The sequence below is a fragment of the Blautia sp. HA8986 genome, from assembly GCF_056504635.1.
Genome location: NZ_JBWLUQ010000001.1, coordinates 2,165,149 through 2,182,042, shown reverse-complemented (window position 1 = coordinate 2,182,042; position 16,894 = coordinate 2,165,149). Strand labels below are relative to the sequence as shown.

Sequence of the window (16,894 nt, the reverse complement as noted above, 5' to 3'; positions counted from 1 at the left end):
CAGGGCGGAAAGTCATGAATGTTTAAGAAAAAATCCAAAACAAAACAGGCAAAATGGTTGAAAACAGTTCGGGTTACAGCTAAAATGGGAACATCAGAAAAAGAAGAAAATTATATAACGGAGCGAAAATTTCAATGAAACACGCAAAGAAAGGTTCAAACAAAAATCTGTCATATATCATGCGTTTCGGTATGACAGTTCTGACGGTGATACTGATCGTGCTGTTTTTCAGTATCATGATCATGGTTGGACAGATCCAGGGAACTGCACGTATTGTCAATTATGCAGGACTTGTACGCGGCGGAACTCAGAGAATGGTAAAGCTGGAGAATGCAGGACAGCCGCAGGATAAGATGCGCGGTATCATTGCTTCTTATATAAACGGACTTCAAAACGGCAGTGATGAACTGAATTTTGTGCGTCTGGATGACAATGCATTCCAGAACAAGATGGTTGAACTGGATGAGTATTTCCAGAAACTGACACAGGAGATAGATCTTGTCCGTGAGAAGGGATATGAGAATACAGATATCATATCTATGAGCGAGAAGTTTTTCCATATCTGTGACGAGGCTACCGGCCTGGCAGAAGACTATTCCCAGAAAAAAGCCACCTCGCTGGATCGGCTGGAGAAGATCGTTATCGTGGATATCGCAGGACTGATCATCCTGATCGCAGGGGAACTGATCCGGGCTCTCCGTTTTGCAGCTCAGAACAGGATTCTTCAGAAGAAAGTCTATCTGGATGAAGCAACGGGACTTCCAAACAAGAATAAATGTGAAGAGATCCTGGATGGTACGGAAACATCAGATGCCGAAGGACAACAGAACATTGCGATCTGCGTTTTTGACCTGAATAATCTCAGAACCATTAACAATAACCTGGGACATGAGAAAGGTGATGAGTACATCCGGTCTTTTGCCATCCTTCTTCGTGAAGCTGTCCCGAGAGAACATTTTGTGGGACGCGACGGAGGCGATGAGTTTATTGCCGTGCTGAAAGGCCTGGATGATCAGGGAATCCGGGATTGTCTGCAGGGGATCCGGAAGCATACAGATGAATATTCCAGAAGACATCCGGAGATGCCTATCAGCTATGCAGCCGGATACGCCAGTATGGTGGATTTTGAGGGAAGTACGCTGAGAGATCTTTTCCGCTATGCGGACAAAAATATGTACATTGACAAGAACCGGGCGAAGCTGCAGGAGGCAGCAGACCGGCAGAAGGTTGATCAGGAGATTCGTGACCGCCTGAAATTTCAGGGCTATGATTTTTCCGCATGCCTGTACTGCAATGCCAGACTGGATGAATACAGAACCCTCCGGGCGGGAGCAGATTTTATCCTTGCAGAGGACGGCAGCTATTCCGGCGCTGTAGAGCAGATTGTGGAGGAATTTTCTTCAGGGGAAACAAGAAGATCACTCAGGGAAAAGCTGCAGATATCTTATCTGGATGAGAATCTTACAGAGTCAGCCGGAAAGATCGAGATTCCGTATCAGTACCATAAACAGGATAAAGTACAATATGGAAAAATGACCATACTTTTTATTAATGGCGCAGAGGATGGACGGCTCCACCATTTTGCACTGGGATTTGAAGATTTCCAGAATTGTGAGGAGAAAGCAGTCAGTGAGAAGGTGAGGCTTACCCGATATTATGAGCAGCTTCGTCAGTCTATTGTGGAGAATAGCAATTATGCGGACGCTCTTCTGGAAACTGCAGAGGCGGGTTACATGGTAAATCTCACTGAGGACAGGATGGAGCAGGTTTTTTATCAGAAAGGGATACTGGAATTTCTGGATGAGCTGGAGCTTCCGTGCTCCTATAATGAATACTGCGAAGAAAAACGCAACCAGATTGCCGATGAAACACTGGAAAATTACCGTATTGTGGATTCTGCGGAGAAACTTCTTGAACGTTTTGAGACAGGCGCAAAGCAGATTATAGTGGAATTTCGGAAGAAAAGCGAGGATGGAAGCTTTGTATGGCTGCAGAAGACTGTGCTCATGTCAAGGGATACGCTTTATGACAGTTGTACGGGCAGAGAACAGATCGTTGTACATGGCATTATACTGTTCAAGAACACATCGGCTTTTCATGAACAGGAACAGCAGGAGAATGAACGTCTGCAGGAGGCTTTTGAAAAAGCAGATTCTGCAAGTAAGGCGAAAACAGAATTCATGAACCGTATGAGCCATGATATCCGTACACCGATCAACGGTATTATGGGAATGCTGAATATCATACAGAAGAACAGGAACGATGCAGAAAAAATGGATGACAGTCTCCGAAAGCTGGAGCTTTCTGCCAGTCATCTTCTGGCACTTGTCAATGATGTGCTGGATATGAGCAAGCTGGAATCAGGCAACTGTAAGCTGAAACAGGAGCCGTTTGATCTGGAAACACTGGCTAATGAAGTGGCATTACTGATCGATGCACAGATGGTGGAAACAGGAATGCTCCACCGCAGACGCAGAGGATATGTGAAACATACTGCTCTTGTGGGAGATGCTCTTCAGCTTCAGAGGATCATGCTGAATTTTCTGAGCAATTCTGTTAAGTATAATAAGCCGGGTGGTACAGTAGAAACTTATATCGAAGAGATCTCCAGTGACGGGACAAATGCTGTATATGAATTCAGGATTACAGATACCGGAATCGGTATGAGTGAGGAATTTGTAAAGAATAAGCTGTTCATGCCGTTTAATCAGGAAGAGAACGGTGCAAGGACACAGTATCGCGGAACCGGTCTTGGAATGTCTATTGTGAAGAAGCTTATTGAACAGATGCAGGGAACTATTGAAGTGGAGAGTACTCTTGGTGTCGGAACAACTTTTACATTCCGCCTTCCTTTCCTGATCGATAAAGAGAAAAAACAGATCATGAAAAAAGATATTCTTCCCGATGGAAAAGCACTTTCCGGGAAAAAGATTCTCCTGGTCGAGGATAACGAGATCAATATGGAGATTGCAGAATTTTATCTTACAGAGCATGGAGCAGCTGTTGAGAAAGCATGGAACGGAAAGGAAGCCGTGGAAAAATTCCAGGCATCTGCCAAAGGTGAGTTCGCTGTGATCCTTATGGATGTGATGATGCCGGTGATGGATGGAATTCAGGCGGCAAAGACTATTCGTGCCATGAACCGTCCGGATGCGCAGAAGGTCATCATTCTGGCAATGACTGCCCAGACTACACAGGAATGTGTGGATGAATGCAGCAGATCAGGTATGAACGGTCATATCGCAAAACCGGTGGAATCACGGCAGCTGGTGAAACAGATTCTGGAGGATATGTAGCTGAACAACAACAGAAAATACTTTACAAATTCAAAGGGAAAGGCTATCATATCTTTTATAAAATAGTTTATAAAAGAGGTTTGATATGGCATCAAAAACAGAGAAAAAAAATAATACAAGATCCAGGATCGTCAGTTATGTGATGAATAATGCGGACACCTCAAAGGTGGAGATTTCCAAAAATCTGAATATGAGTATGCCGACTGTGCTTTCCAATGTAAACGAGCTTATGGCAGGCGGAGTGCTTATGGAGACCGGGGAGTATGCTTCTACAGGAGGCAGAAAAGCCAAGAGTATCGGGATCAATCCCGGTTACCGCTATGCAATGGGTATTTGTATCACTGCCAATCATGTAGGGATGACGCTGGTGAATATGCGGTCTGAGATCGAGAAGACAGAACGTGTGAGAATGAAATTTTCACAGGAGATATCCTACTGTGTGGAGCTTGCTTCTTTGGCAAAAAAATTTCTTGGGGATATGGATGAACCGGACAAACTGCTGGGAATCGGGATATCCATTCCGGGAATCATCAGTCAGGAGCAGCATCTTGTTGTGAAGTCTCATGCTTTGCAGATCGAAAATTACAGCTTGAATTTTCTGGAACAGGCTTTTTCCTGCCCTGTCTGTTTTGAAAATGATGCCAATGCAGCTATGCTGGCAGAGGACATTAACCAGTATCAGGATGCCATATATCTTTCGCTGAATAATACGCTGGGAGGAGCTTTCTGTATTGACAGGAAATTGTTTGCAGGGCAGAACCGGAAAGCAGGAGAGTTCGGCCATATGATCCTGGTTCCGGGTGGACGGAAGTGCTACTGCGGCAAGAAAGGCTGTGCAGATGCCTACTGTGCTGCCAGTGCACTGACAGCTGGAAGGTATGAAACTCTGGAGCAGTTTATGGAGGCACTTTCCCACGGAAACAGCGAAGCAGAGAAGAAGTGGGCAGAATATCTGGATCATTTGGCTGTGCTGATCTCCAATCTCAGAATGGCTTATGATATGGATATCATCCTTGGTGGAGAAGTTGGTGGATATCTTGCCGATCATATGATTCCTCTCGGGGAAAAGGTTATGGAATACAACGGCTTTGACTGTGATATCCGATATCTGAAGAACTGTACTTACAGAAAGGAAGCGTCAGCAGTCGGTGCGGCGAAGCACTTTTTTTATGAACTGATCAGGAATATATAAGAATACAGAGTTATATGGATTTATGAGAATTGAGCTCGCATATCTGTCATGTATCAGAAATGGTCGTGTCGGATCTGCGAGCTTTTTCTATCGCTGTTTTACTGTATTGTTTGCTTGAACGCAGATAAGCATTCCCCCGCTTCAAGTGCGCGGAGCATTAAGCGGCGGGTGAGGGGGGATGCTTATGTCAGTGGGAGTTGAAAGCTTCCACTGACAGATCGCGAAGCGACTGCGTTCATGAGCAAGTAGCGAAGCGGATTGCGAATGTCCGCTTTACAATGTGCATAAAAATAAAAACGATAATTTGTACAATAAGTAGAAACACAGGAAACACTATTGACAAATGAGTTTACAGGAATGATAATATAGTTACTTTAATAAAATAATTAATAAAAGATAAAGACGAAATAAATCACAAAAATAGACGAGGAGGAAATAAGATATGATTCAGCAGGTAATGACAAATCCAGGAGAGATTATTTTCAGAGAGGTAGATATTCCGGAAGTGGGAGATGACCAGGTTCTTGTTAAGATCATGAACATTGGTATCTGCGGATCAGATATCCATGTATACCACGGTAAGCACCCGTTTACCAAATATCCGGTGACACAGGGCCATGAGGTTTCCGGTGAGATCACAGAACTTGGAAAGAATGTGACAGGTTTTAAAGTTGGCCAGAAAGTAACCATCGAGCCTCAGGTATACTGTGGACACTGTTATCCGTGCCGTCATGGCAAATACAATCTCTGCGAAGAACTGAAGGTTATGGGCTTCCAGACAACTGGAACAGCATCTGAATTTTTTGCAGTGGATGCTTCCAAGGTAACACCGATCCCGGAAGAGATGTCCTACGAGGAAGGGGCCATGATCGAACCGCTGGCAGTTGCAGTTCATGCAGTGAAGCAGATGGGCGATGTAAAGGGAATGAATATCACAGTGATCGGTGCAGGTCCGATCGGAAACCTTGTTGCACAGACAGCCAAGGGAATGGGTGCTGCCAAGGTTATGATCACAGATGTCAGTGACCTCCGTCTTGCAAAAGCAAAAGAGTGCGGCATTGATATCTGTGTAAACACAAAGGAGAAAAATTTCGGAGAGGCACTGGTAGATGCGTTTGGTCCGGATAAGGCAGATGTGATCTACGACTGTGCCGGAAACAACATCACTATGGGACAGGCCATCCAGTATGCGCGAAAGGGCAGCGTGATCGTACTGGTAGCAGTATTTGCGGATATGGCAACCGTTGACCTTGCTGTTGCCAATGACCATGAGCTGGATATCAAGAGCACCATGATGTACCGCCATGATGATTATGTAGATGCCATTGATCTTGTAAATGCTGGAAAGGTTCATTTAAAGCCACTGATCTCAAAGACATTTAAGTTCAAAGATTATCTGAAGGCTTATCAGTATATTGATGAAAACCGTGAGACAACTATGAAGGTTATCATCAATGTGCAGGAAAAAGAATGAATATGATGTCATATAAACGTTTTCAGAAATGAAGTCTGTCCGTCTGTAAAAAACTGTGTTAAAATAATCGGAGGAATTTGTCAGGGAAAGATGCGGACCAAAAGCCAGAATACGGAAGTCCGACTGACAAAATTAAACTGGAAACGGATACCCGGCAGAAAGCAGCAGGACCGTTTTGATGAGAGCAGGATCCACTTTGTAGAATGAAAAAATTCTGAACATAGTAAAAAATACCAATAAATCCTCTGGAAATTTGTGCAGAACGCATTTTGCATAAACGGGATTTTTACGATAAAATGTAAGTATAAGAACCGGAAAACTGAACTAAATGAAAGAGGTGAAGGGTATGAAGGAATATGAGATTATTATTGAAACCATTAATCCCTGTGGCGGCGATCGTCATTCTCAGCAGGAGATCGTTGAAGCAAAGATCGAGAGCCCGGAAGCTTTTGTAAAAGAAAAAGGAAGATTTCCGATCATTGATAAGATTGAGAATCCCGATGGCGGAGTCGTGATCGTAACCGGTGACGGAAAAGGATACATGGTAAGATATACATTTTCTGAATAATGGGTGATGCGGCGTATGTGACGGAAAAAGGAGCGTAAAGCAAAGCTGGAATCTGGCTTCGTTACATACGCCATATTTTATTTTTGACCTTAAAAATGCACAAAAAAACATATGTAAATTTGTAAAACATATATAAATTATTTATTGAATTTTTATGAAAAAAGGAGTAAAACATTAGATAAATAAAAAAGAGAAATGCATGGAACAGGACAGATCACAAGAAGCAGACCGGATCACAGAGAGCCGCAGCTGGTGAGAAGCGGCAGAAGGTATTTTGTGATATCACCTGGGAGCATCCCGCTGAATAGAAAGGTCAAGTAAGCCGGGACGTAGTCTTCACGTTACAGAAGAGGCTGTTTGAAGAGACAGCACTAAGTGGTTGTATTTAGTGATAAATATGATAATACAAAGTGGTACCACGGAACATTCCGCCTTTGTTATCCGAAAGGATAGCAGGGGCTTTTTTATATATAAAAGTAAAATAACACAAAGGAAAGAGAGTTGATATTATGAACGGAATAACAATGATGATCATAGCCATCGTAGTTCTCGGAGGTGCATATCTTCTGTATGGCCGTTATCTCCAGAACAAATGGGGCATTGATCCGAAAGCAAAAACTCCGGCATACGAAATGGAGGACGGAGTTGATTATGTACCGGCGGATACAAATGTAGTATTTGGCCATCAGTTTGCATCCATAGCAGGTGCAGGTCCCATCAATGGACCGATCCAGGCCGCAATTTTCGGCTGGCTGCCGGTTCTGCTCTGGATCCTCATCGGTGGTGTGTTTTTCGGAGCTGTTCAGGATTTTGCATCCATGTACGCATCTGTAAAGAATAAAGGACGTACCATCGGATATATCATCGAAGCGTATATCGGAAAGCTTGGAAAAAAATTATTTCTTTTATTCTGCTGGCTGTTCTGTATTCTGGTTGTTGCTGCATTTGCAGATGTTGTAGCAGGAACCTTTAACGGATTTGTCGCAAATGATGCAGGAACAGTTACAAAGGTAGCGGCAAACGGAGCTGTTGCAACCACTTCCATGTTATTTATATTTGAGGCTGTTGCACTTGGATTTTTCCTTAAATATACAAAATTCAACAAATGGGTCAACACTGCAGTCGCAATTTTACTGCTGGTAGCAGCAATTGTGCTGGGACTTAATTTCCCCATGTATGTAAGTCTTGGAACCTGGCATATCATCATTTTTGTATACATCCTGATTGCCAGTGTCGCTCCTGTATGGGCACTGCTTCAGCCACGTGATTATCTGAACAGCTATCTGCTTATTTTCATGATCGTCGGTGCAGTTATCGGTGTATTTGTTGCCAATCCGTCCTGTAACCTGAAGGCATTTACAAGCTTTAATGTAGACGGACAGTATATGTTCCCGATCCTGTTTGTAACCATCGCCTGTGGTGCTGTTTCCGGCTTCCATTCACTGGTATCTTCCGGTACTGCATCCAAGCAGATCAAAAATGAGAAAAACATGCTTCCTGTTTCCTTTGGAGCAATGCTGATGGAAAGTATGCTTGCCATCATCGCACTGATCGCAGTTGCATCTTTTGCAGACGGTGAAGCAGCAGCACAGGGACTTACAACACAGCCGCAGATTTTTGCAGGTGCTATCGCAAACTTCCTTTCTGTAGTTGGCCTTCCGCATTCACTGGTATTTACTCTGATCAACCTTGCTGTATCCGCATTTGCACTGACCTCTCTTGATTCTGTAGCCAGAGTAGGACGTCTGTCATTCCAGGAATTTTTCCTTGATTCTGATACAGATGAGAAAAACATGAGCCCGTTCCTGAAGGTAGTAACAAATAAATACTTTGCAACAGTCATTACACTGGTACTTGCCTACATGCTTACAAAGGTCGGCTATGCAGAAATCTGGCCGCTGTTCGGCTCCGCAAACCAGCTGTTATCTGTACTCGCTCTTGTAGCCTGCGCAGTATTCTTAAAGAAAACAAAACGTCAGGGCTGCATGCTCTGGATCCCGATGGTATTCATGATGGCAGTTACCTTCACAGCACTTGGCATGACCATCACAAAGCTTTCAAAGGCACTGGTAACAACAGGGCTGGATCTTGGAAACACCTTACAGCTTGTATTTGCAGTATTACTGCTGATCCTTGGTGTACTGGTAGCGATCCAGGGCGTGAAGAAGCTGCTTGAGAAGACAGATGATAAAAAAGCAACGGCATAATATTATCGGATAAGATTACGGATATCTGTTTGGCTGAAGAGGCATGAGTCATATAAAAGGCTCATGCCTTTTTACATCCATGGAATTTTGAGATATCTAAAGACGATTTATGATCCCATGCGCCTGCATTCATTGGGAGTCATTCCGAATTGCTTTTTAAAGGCAGTCTGAAAGTGGCTCTGGCTGGAGAAGCATAAAAATGTGCTGATCGTGCTGATAGATTTGTTTGTGTATTGCAGCAATTCTTTACCTTCCTCCAGCTTACAGCGCAAAATAAATGCACTGACAAAAAAACCAAGGGTCTTTTTAAAATAAGCAGAGAAATATGATTTGCTGAATCCGACATAGGCTGCAACATCACTTACCGTAAGCGGATCATGATGGTTCTTTAACAAATGTAGCAAGAATTCTCCCACCTCTTCAGGTGGTGAGATGAATTGCACATCTGAGCATGTCTGCTCAAGAAAATCTTATGATACAGAAAGAACACTTGTTCTTATAGCTCTAATGTAGTATAATAAAAAAGAACAATTAGTTTGTAACCATGTATCAGGCGATATAGAGAAGCCAGGGTGATAAGAATGAACCGCGCCGTAAAAATAAGGATCTATCCAAATAAAGAGCAGAGAGTTCAGATAGAGAAGACAATCGGCTGCGGCCGTTTTATCTATAACCAGATGCTTGCGGACAAGATCAGTTATTACCAGAAAGAAAAAAAGATGCTCCGGAACACACCTACCGGATATAAGAAGGAATATCCCTGGCTGAAGGAGGTGGACTCCCTTGCCCTGGCGAATGTGCAGTTGCATCTGGAAAGTGCGTTCCGGAAGTTTTTCCGGGAACCATCCTGCGGATTCCCCCGCTATAAATCAAAAAAACATGCAGGAAATTCTTATACGACCAATGCAGTAAACGGGAATATCCTTTTACAGGATACCCATCTGAAACTTCCAAAGATGTCCGCCATAAAAATAAAACTTCACCGCCAGATCCCATCAGACTGGAAACTGAAGTCTGTAACTGTGAGCCGTGAGCCATCCGGGAAATATTTTGCCAGTCTTTTGTTCTGCTGTGAGAACCAAACAGTGGAAAAAAGTCCGGCAGAAAAATTCCTTGGGATCGATTTTGCCATGCGGGGAATGTGTGTATTTTCTACAGGGGAAAGAGCCGGGTATCCTATGTTTTACAGAAAAGCAGAGAAAAAACTTGCAAGGGAACAGAAGAGACTCTCCCACTGCGAAAAAGGAAGCCGGAACTATCAGAAACAGAAGAAAAGGGTAGCTTTATGTCATGAAAAGATAAAGAACCAGAGAAAAGATTTCCAGCATAAGCTCAGCAGGGAACTTGCTGAAAGATATGATGCAGTATGCGTGGAAGATCTGAACCTGAAGGGAATGTCCAGAGGGCTGCATCTTGGGAAAGGCGTACAGGATAACGGGTACGGGCAGTTTCTGTCCATGCTGGGATACAAACTGGAAGAGCGCGGAAAATATCTTATAAAAGTAGACCGTTATTTTGCATCCAGCAGGATCTGCAGTGTATGCGGCAATAAGAAAAAGGAACTGGCGCTATCGGAACGGGTGTATGTCTGTGAATGTGGAAACCGGATGGACCGGGATGTAAATGCAGCAGTCAATATTCGGGAAGAAGGAAAAAGGATTTATAAAGAATGTGCCTGACGGCACAAGAAAAAAATCCGTAACTGGATAAACATAAAAACAAAACCGCGGGACACGCGGGGATAGCCTGTTTTAGCTTTGCCTTAAAAGGCAATCGAGCAGGAAGCCCCCACTTCAAAATCGTAAGATTTAAGTGGTGGGAGCATGTCACCTGAAGGCTTTGCATATAATAAAAAAAATGTATCAATGGAAATGAAAGCCTTATGCCAGACCAGAAAATAGAGAATCTTCTTAATCTTGCCATGAATGCCCTGCCGCAGGAGCGGGCGAAATCGGAAAATCTGAATGTGGGGTATGATCCCACCACCAGGCTGTGGGAGGTGATCGTGAAGTACAGTGGCCCGGAAAGCGGACTTGGTGGTGAGCGGATCCAGGTGGTCCCGCTGCTTGGTGGTTATGCAGTAGTGACACTGCCGGAATCGGAAATTGCTGCATACTCAGTCAGAGAGCAGATCGAGTTTATAGAAAAGCCCAAGAGACTCTACTTTGAGACCTTTGAAGAGCGGGAGGCAAGCTGCATTTTGCCGGTGCAGAATGGAGCCGATGGCTTAACCGGCGAAGGTATTTTGGTGGGCATTGTGGATTCCGGAGTGGACTATTTCCATCCAGATTTCAGAAACGAGGATGGCAGTACTCGGATCCTGCGACTGTGGGATCAGAGTGTAGCTGGAAATCCACCGGAAAACTATGTATTAGGAACTGAATATACGAAAGAAGAAATTGATGAGGCGCTTGCACTCGGGGAAACCGAAGGCAGGCGCCTTGTTCCGTCGGGGGATTTCAGTGGACATGGGACGGCAGTTCTTGGAATAGCAGCAGGAAATGGAAGAGCATCGGATGGAGTGAATCGAGGCGTTGCGTATAGAAGTGATCTTCTGGTGGTAAAGATGGGAAATCCACGGGAAAATTCATTTCCGCGGACAACGGAGCTGATGGAGGGGATTGATTACCTGATACGGCAGGCAGTGAAGATGAGAAAACCGATCGTCATAAACATCAGCTTTGGGAATAATTATGGTTCCCACAGAGGGGATTCCCTTCTGGAAAATTACATTGATACTGTTGCGGCCATAGGGCGGACTGTGATCGTTACAGGAACCGGGAATAACGGCAGCCAGCCTTGGCATGCAGGCGGAATCCTGCAGCAGGGGAAAACAGAAGAAATCCAGTTGGCGGTGGGAGCTTTTGAGCCCACATTGAATGTACAGTTATGGAAGGATTATGAAGATGAGATGGAAATTTATCTGGAAAGTCCGTCCGGAGAACGGATCGGTCCATTATATGAAAGGCTGGGCCCACAGCGACATCTGCTGGAAAATACAGAGCTTCTGATCTATTATGGAAAACCTGGTCCCTATCAGCTGTCTCAGGAGATCTACATAGATTTCATTCCTGTGGGTAATTATGTGGACAGCGGTGTCTGGAAAGTTCTTTTAAGTGGAAAACATGTGCGTTCCGGTCAGTATTTTCTATGGCTGCCGGGCGGAAATGTACTGAACCGCGGAACCGGATTTTATTTTCCTCGGGCAGTGGGAACCCTGACGATTCCTTCCACTGCCGGAAAAGTTATTTCTGTTGGAGCTTATGATTCCAGACTGAATGCCTACGCAGATTTTTCCGGAAGGGGAAGTCAGTTCCTGCCGATCCGGAAGCCTGACCTCGCAGCTCCCGGCGTATCCGTCTCCGCCCCGGTTCCCGGTGGAGGCTACGCCACTGTTACCGGAACCTCCTTTGCGGCACCCTTTGTCAGCGGAAGCGCAGCACTGCTTATGGAGTGGGGAATCGTGAAAGGAAATGATCCGTTTCTTTATGGGGAAAAGGTAAAGGCCTACCTGCGGAAAGGTGCGCAGAGAGTGGGCGGGTATGAGGAGTATCCGAATGTGGAGGTGGGATGGGGGGAGAACGTTATAATAAGGTCACATGGAAGAAAGTCAGTAAAATCAAGTGTTTCCGTTCATTTTCCCAACACAGAAACGAAGCACTTCCGCCATGATTTTGAAGAAAATCTGCCCGGGTTGGATTCAAAATGATATGGAAAGAAAGATTTGTAGCAATGACGCAACATGAACATCTGGTTTTGTTACAGATAAAAGTTTAAACGAAAGAGAGGTCACAGTAATATGAAACTGACTTATACAAATGTAAATGGATACCTGATCCCGAATCTCACCTATAAATCCGGTGAGCAGATGGAGCAACTTGGCAAATATGGATTCTTACGCAGAGATTATCTGAAAAACCATCGAAATTCAATGTATCAGGTGATGCTTTTACAGGATACCATTGGAGAGCATCTTCTGGAAGTGAACAAGGCAGCTAGGGAACGGGAGGAGGTAATTCTGAAACAGTTGGAAGAAAAAGAACCGCTGCCGGATAAGGAGAAAGACCAGATGGCATGGGTAAGAGCTGCCAATCAGCACAGAGCGATTGCGGAGGAGATTATTCTCAAGGAATTGATTTATGTATAAGGATTGCCAGTAACTAATCTGGCAGTAACTGATAAAAATAGAATATTGTGAGCGAAGTAAGGCGTGAGTCATAAAATATGGCTTGCGTCTTTTTCTTTGCCTGAAAGGAAGTGATAAGTTTGAACAAGAAGTTTTTGAAGCATTATATGGAAACCAATCCGGAAGGGACAGCACAGACCTATATCTTTCTGGTGGACAATCAGGATATAGCGTTGAATATTGTGATGTCAGGTTATCAGGCACTTTGTCTGGTGCAGGAAGATGACGGGTATTATTTCAGTGCAGATTCCTTTATAGAGGAAATGAGGTCTATTCAATTTACTGGAAGCTGTCAGAGTGCCTATCATTATGTGTCTGCCTGTACGGTGAAGTGGATGAATGATAAGTTACAGACATTTTTCAAAGACGCTGGTCTTGATGGAAAAGCAGGCTGGCAGTTGTTCAAAGAGAAAGAGTATCTTGGCAAACTGGATAATCAGAAAGAAGTTGAGAAATTACTGGAACAGTATATTCTTCGGTTTGAGCGAAATCCAAAAGAAGAACCGGAACTGAGCCGGTTTCACTTATTTGATGCAAAAGGAAATGTGAAAGGTGTCCGGGATATGGAGATTGTAGATTACCTGGTGGAGAATGTTCGGTTTTTTGTGGTGGGAATCACACCGTATTATTATGAGCATGGCGTTTTCCTGGAAGACCATGATGGGGTAAGAATGAAATACCGTATCCAGAAGCTGATCTATCGTGACCAGGTACAGAGTGGCGTGATCAAAAGAATCTATAATCTACTGATCACACAGCCAAAAGTTCACCGAGAGGCATATGAACTAAATAAACAACCTGTGCGGTGGATCAATTTCAAAAATGGATATTATGATCCGGTTACGGGCGAAATGCTGGAACACAATCCAGATTATCTGACAATCAATCAGATTCCATTTCCCTATTATCCAGAGGATTGTGAGCAGGTGTTACAAGGTGGAGAAAATATCAAAAAGTATCTTGCATCTTCTCTTCCGAACAAAGAAGAACAGCAGACATTCTGGGAGTATTTTGGATACTGCATGACACAGGATACGCAGTTTCAAAAATTCCTTACGCTGAAAGGAAATGGTGGAACCGGAAAGTCTGTGGCAGTATCGCTGATCCAGCATGTAGTTGGAATCACCAATATGTCCAGCATTTCTTTGCAGGATTTGAACAAACGATTCTATGCGACTGGAATGTACGGAAAGCTGTTAAATGCCTGTGCGGATATTCCATGCAAAGCAATGGAGAACACAGATGTATTAAAGAAAGCAGTCGGTGAGGACACACTGATCTATGAGAAAAAGGGACAGGATGCAATCCATTTTCACTCTTATGCGAAGCTGCTTTTTTCTACCAATGAAATGCCGCAGAATCTTGAGGATAAGTCAGATGCTTTTTACCGTAGACTACTGATTCTTGATATGAACCGGGTAGTAAAAAGTGGTGAAAAAGATCTGCACTTAAAGGAAAAGGTACAGGCAGAATCCGATTATGCAATTCATATGGCGATGATTGCATTGAAAAATCTGTACGAACAGGGAAAGTTCACGGAGAGCGAACACAGCAAAGAATGTGTAAGAGAAGTACAACGGACGTCAGATAGTATCTGTGCTTTTATTGATGAGTCATTGGTGCGTGTCAAAGGAAAACGTCTGAAACGAAGTGAAGTGTTCCATATGTATGAGGAATACTGCAAAGAGAATGGCAGACAGGGGCATGGTAAATCCAACTTTTTCAGGAATATGACAGATAAAGGTTTCCTTCTGAAGCAGTACAATGGTGAGTTCTATTATCAGGATATTGCAGTTAAGGAAGAAGATTTTTGCCCTGTAGATCTAGAAGAAAGAATACCTTTTGAAGAAACAGATACAGATTATAAACAGTTACAGTTAAATATGAATCAGGGAATTAAGGGCATTTAGGGCAAAATAAGCAAAAAGAAATGTTACCGGAGCAGGAGAAATAACAAAGATAGCTGCCAGAGTACATAAAATTTTGCTTTTTTTACACTGACTGCCCTTTTTATGTATCAACATTTTAGCTGATACAAATATAGGTTTTTCCCGAATTTGGGAGAAAGTCAAAAATAAATATTAAGAAAGTATGAGGTATGATTATGAGAATGATGAAAAACAACAATAATGAGACAGTTATGGTGATCGGGATTGATCATGGGTATGGAAACATGAAAACAGCCACCAGATGCTTTCCATCCGGTGCAGCCAGATATGACAAGGAGCCAATCTTTCAGAATAATCTTCTTGTTTACAATGACATGTATTACCAGATTGGAGAGGAACACAAGGAGTTCTGTGCAGAGAAAACGCAGGATGAGGACTATTATGTGCTGACACTGGCGGCTATCGCAAGAGAACTTGATGGGAAAGGAATGAATCGGGCAAAGGTACACATTGCAGCCGGACTTCCGCTTACCTGGGTAGCTACACAGAAAGAAGATTTCCAGAAATATCTTCTCCAGAATGAAAGCGTGGATTTTATATTCCGCAATAAAGAGTATCATGTAGAGTTTGTAGGAGCTGATATTTACCCACAGGGATTTGCAGCAGCCTTTTACCGCTTACAGGATTTCAAAGGCATCAATATGCTGGTAGATATTGGAAATGGAACTATGAACATTATGTATATCAATAATTCCCGTCCATTAGAGAAGAAATGTTTTACAGAGAAATATGGAACGCATCAGTGTGTGCTTGCTGTCCGGGAAAGTCTGCTGAAAGAACTGGGAACAGTGGTGGACGATCTGGTGATTGAGCAGGTGATCCGTACCGGGACAGCAGATATTGGTGAGAAATATCTGACAGTCATTCATAAAGCTGCCGGAGATTATACAAAAGAAATCTTCCATAAGCTGAGAGAACGGGAATATAATCCAGAACTGATGCGTCTGTATGTGGTCGGCGGTGGCGGTTGTATGATCCAGAATTTTGGAGAATATGACAAGAGCCGGGTAACGATTGTACGGGACATCTGTGCCACAGCGAAAGGCTATGAAGCAATGACCGTAAGGAAGATCCAGAGAAACGGAGGGATGCTTGTATGAGAAAAGAACGGAAAACCATCAATACAAATATCCGTTTGAACCTTTGTGATGAACAGGACAGGCAGGCATGGGAATATTTGCAGACGATGGACAGGAAAAAATATAAATCGTACACCAGAGCAGTTGTAGTTGCTTTAAACGATTATTTTTCCAGAGAGTACAGGAATGAAGCAGATCCGTATCTGGAAACCAGAGAAAAGGAAGATGCATTTCTGGAAAGAGTGGAAACAGCTGTCCGGGATGGAGTGAAAGAATCCGTCCCGATGGCTATAGCGAAGAATCTGATGGAAATGCTTGTACCGTTTGTAAAAGAATCGGTAGGAGAAATTAATCTGCCGGACAGAACACTAACAATGGAGAAAACGGATGGAGAGATCGCAGAAAATAATCTGGACTGGGAGAAAGAAGCTGATATGGATGCAGCACTGGATTTTGCAGATAGTTTTTAGTTGGCTGCAGAATAACAGTAACAGAGAATAAGATTGACAGTAAGGAACAGCTTTACAAAAACAGAATAGCAGAAAAAGACAATGGCAGTGGTGACATTTCAGACATTATGAATTGGAGAAATGTTTATGACTGCTATTTTTATGTCTTTTAGCAGAGCTGGAAAGAGATCCAGAAAAAGAAAGACAGAAATAACAGGAAAATATAACAGAAAAGCGTTGGCAGATGGGTGGATTGAACAAGCAAGGTGAAGAAAAGAATAGAGTGCCGGATACGGCACATGATTGTCCGATACTTCGCATCGGAGTGATGCACGAACAGCCTGTTTCAGAAAGAGAAAATCTATCGAAAGGGGAGCTTTTCTCTTTCTTCCACAGTCAGTTCCTGCACCACAAAACCACCGTCATCTCTATTTAGGTTGGATAACGCAGAGGAGAAATGTTACTTGACTGGTGCTAATTCAGTGGTGGGGAGA

At 43.5% G+C, this 16,894-nt stretch carries 12 protein-coding genes; 11 read left to right on the top strand and 1 reads right to left on the bottom strand.

What is annotated here, in order from left to right; all coding sequences use genetic code 11:
- Positions 1-134: 134 nt before the first annotated feature.
- From AC04Q4_RS10240 to AC04Q4_RS10220, 5 genes are all read left to right on the top strand, one after another.
- The gene (locus AC04Q4_RS10240; protein ID WP_173757159.1) at positions 135-3,296 is read left to right on the top strand and encodes an ATP-binding protein; all 3,162 of its coding nucleotides are present in this window, start codon (positions 135-137) and stop codon (positions 3,294-3,296) included.
- Positions 3,297-3,381: 85 nt separating this feature from the next.
- Positions 3,382-4,488 (top strand): ROK family transcriptional regulator, encoded by a 1,107-nt coding sequence (locus tag AC04Q4_RS10235; RefSeq protein WP_173757161.1) that lies wholly within the window; start codon positions 3,382-3,384, stop codon positions 4,486-4,488.
- 442 nt (positions 4,489-4,930) lie between these two features.
- Entirely contained in the window at positions 4,931-5,962 is a 1,032-nt protein-coding gene (locus AC04Q4_RS10230; protein ID WP_173738803.1) for a zinc-dependent alcohol dehydrogenase, read from the top strand.
- A gap of 346 nt (positions 5,963-6,308) precedes the next feature.
- The gene (locus AC04Q4_RS10225) at positions 6,309-6,530 is read left to right on the top strand and encodes a hypothetical protein (RefSeq protein WP_015526212.1); all 222 of its coding nucleotides are present in this window, start codon (positions 6,309-6,311) and stop codon (positions 6,528-6,530) included.
- A gap of 509 nt (positions 6,531-7,039) precedes the next feature.
- On the top strand, positions 7,040-8,737 hold the full coding sequence (locus tag AC04Q4_RS10220) for a carbon starvation CstA family protein (protein ID WP_173738804.1): 1,698 nt from the start codon (positions 7,040-7,042) through the stop codon (positions 8,735-8,737).
- Positions 8,738-8,844: 107 nt separating this feature from the next.
- Here AC04Q4_RS10220 and AC04Q4_RS10215 read toward each other — a convergent pair whose 3' ends face one another.
- Positions 8,845-9,141, bottom strand: a complete 297-nt coding sequence (locus AC04Q4_RS10215) for a helix-turn-helix transcriptional regulator (protein ID WP_179976617.1) — start codon at positions 9,139-9,141, stop codon at positions 8,845-8,847.
- Between the two features lie 177 nt (positions 9,142-9,318).
- Between AC04Q4_RS10215 and AC04Q4_RS10210 the strand changes: the two genes are divergently transcribed.
- From AC04Q4_RS10210 to AC04Q4_RS10185, 6 genes are all read left to right on the top strand, one after another.
- The gene (locus tag AC04Q4_RS10210) at positions 9,319-10,416 is read left to right on the top strand and encodes an RNA-guided endonuclease TnpB family protein (protein ID WP_179976618.1); all 1,098 of its coding nucleotides are present in this window, start codon (positions 9,319-9,321) and stop codon (positions 10,414-10,416) included.
- Positions 10,417-10,619: 203 nt separating this feature from the next.
- Positions 10,620-12,446: a S8 family serine peptidase gene (locus tag AC04Q4_RS10205; protein WP_476388912.1), complete on the top strand. Its 1,827-nt coding sequence runs from the start codon at positions 10,620-10,622 to the stop codon at positions 12,444-12,446.
- 90 nt (positions 12,447-12,536) lie between these two features.
- A complete protein-coding gene (locus AC04Q4_RS10200) occupies positions 12,537-12,884 on the top strand; it encodes a TnpV protein (protein ID WP_476388911.1) in 348 nt (115 codons plus the stop codon).
- A 110-nt stretch (positions 12,885-12,994) separates the two neighbouring features.
- Positions 12,995-14,833: a phage/plasmid primase, P4 family gene (locus AC04Q4_RS10195; protein WP_476388910.1), complete on the top strand. Its 1,839-nt coding sequence runs from the start codon at positions 12,995-12,997 to the stop codon at positions 14,831-14,833.
- A gap of 194 nt (positions 14,834-15,027) precedes the next feature.
- Positions 15,028-15,972 (top strand): ParM/StbA family protein, encoded by a 945-nt coding sequence (locus AC04Q4_RS10190; RefSeq protein ID WP_476388909.1) that lies wholly within the window; start codon positions 15,028-15,030, stop codon positions 15,970-15,972.
- Complete coding sequence (locus tag AC04Q4_RS10185; RefSeq protein WP_476388908.1) at positions 15,969-16,421, top strand: hypothetical protein; 453 nt, start codon at positions 15,969-15,971, stop codon at positions 16,419-16,421. Before AC04Q4_RS10190 ends, AC04Q4_RS10185 begins: the two co-directional genes overlap by 4 nt.
- The last annotated feature ends 473 nt before the right edge of the window (positions 16,422-16,894 follow it).

Excerpts from the sequence above, each read along its gene's own strand:
- AC04Q4_RS10240 (WP_173757159.1), top strand. The coding sequence starts at position 135 with ATGAAACACGCAAAGAAAGGTTCAAACAAAAATCTGTCATATATCATG.
- AC04Q4_RS10235 (WP_173757161.1), top strand. The coding sequence starts at position 3,382 with ATGGCATCAAAAACAGAGAAAAAAAATAATACAAGATCCAGGATCGTC.
- AC04Q4_RS10230 (WP_173738803.1), top strand. The coding sequence starts at position 4,931 with ATGATTCAGCAGGTAATGACAAATCCAGGAGAGATTATTTTCAGAGAG.
- AC04Q4_RS10225 (WP_015526212.1), top strand. The coding sequence starts at position 6,309 with ATGAAGGAATATGAGATTATTATTGAAACCATTAATCCCTGTGGCGGC.
- AC04Q4_RS10220 (WP_173738804.1), top strand. The coding sequence starts at position 7,040 with ATGAACGGAATAACAATGATGATCATAGCCATCGTAGTTCTCGGAGGT.
- AC04Q4_RS10210 (WP_179976618.1), top strand. The coding sequence starts at position 9,319 with ATGAACCGCGCCGTAAAAATAAGGATCTATCCAAATAAAGAGCAGAGA.
- AC04Q4_RS10205 (WP_476388912.1), top strand. The coding sequence starts at position 10,620 with ATGCCAGACCAGAAAATAGAGAATCTTCTTAATCTTGCCATGAATGCC.
- AC04Q4_RS10200 (WP_476388911.1), top strand. The coding sequence starts at position 12,537 with ATGAAACTGACTTATACAAATGTAAATGGATACCTGATCCCGAATCTC.
- AC04Q4_RS10190 (WP_476388909.1), top strand. The coding sequence starts at position 15,028 with ATGAGAATGATGAAAAACAACAATAATGAGACAGTTATGGTGATCGGG.
- AC04Q4_RS10185 (WP_476388908.1), top strand. The coding sequence starts at position 15,969 with ATGAGAAAAGAACGGAAAACCATCAATACAAATATCCGTTTGAACCTT.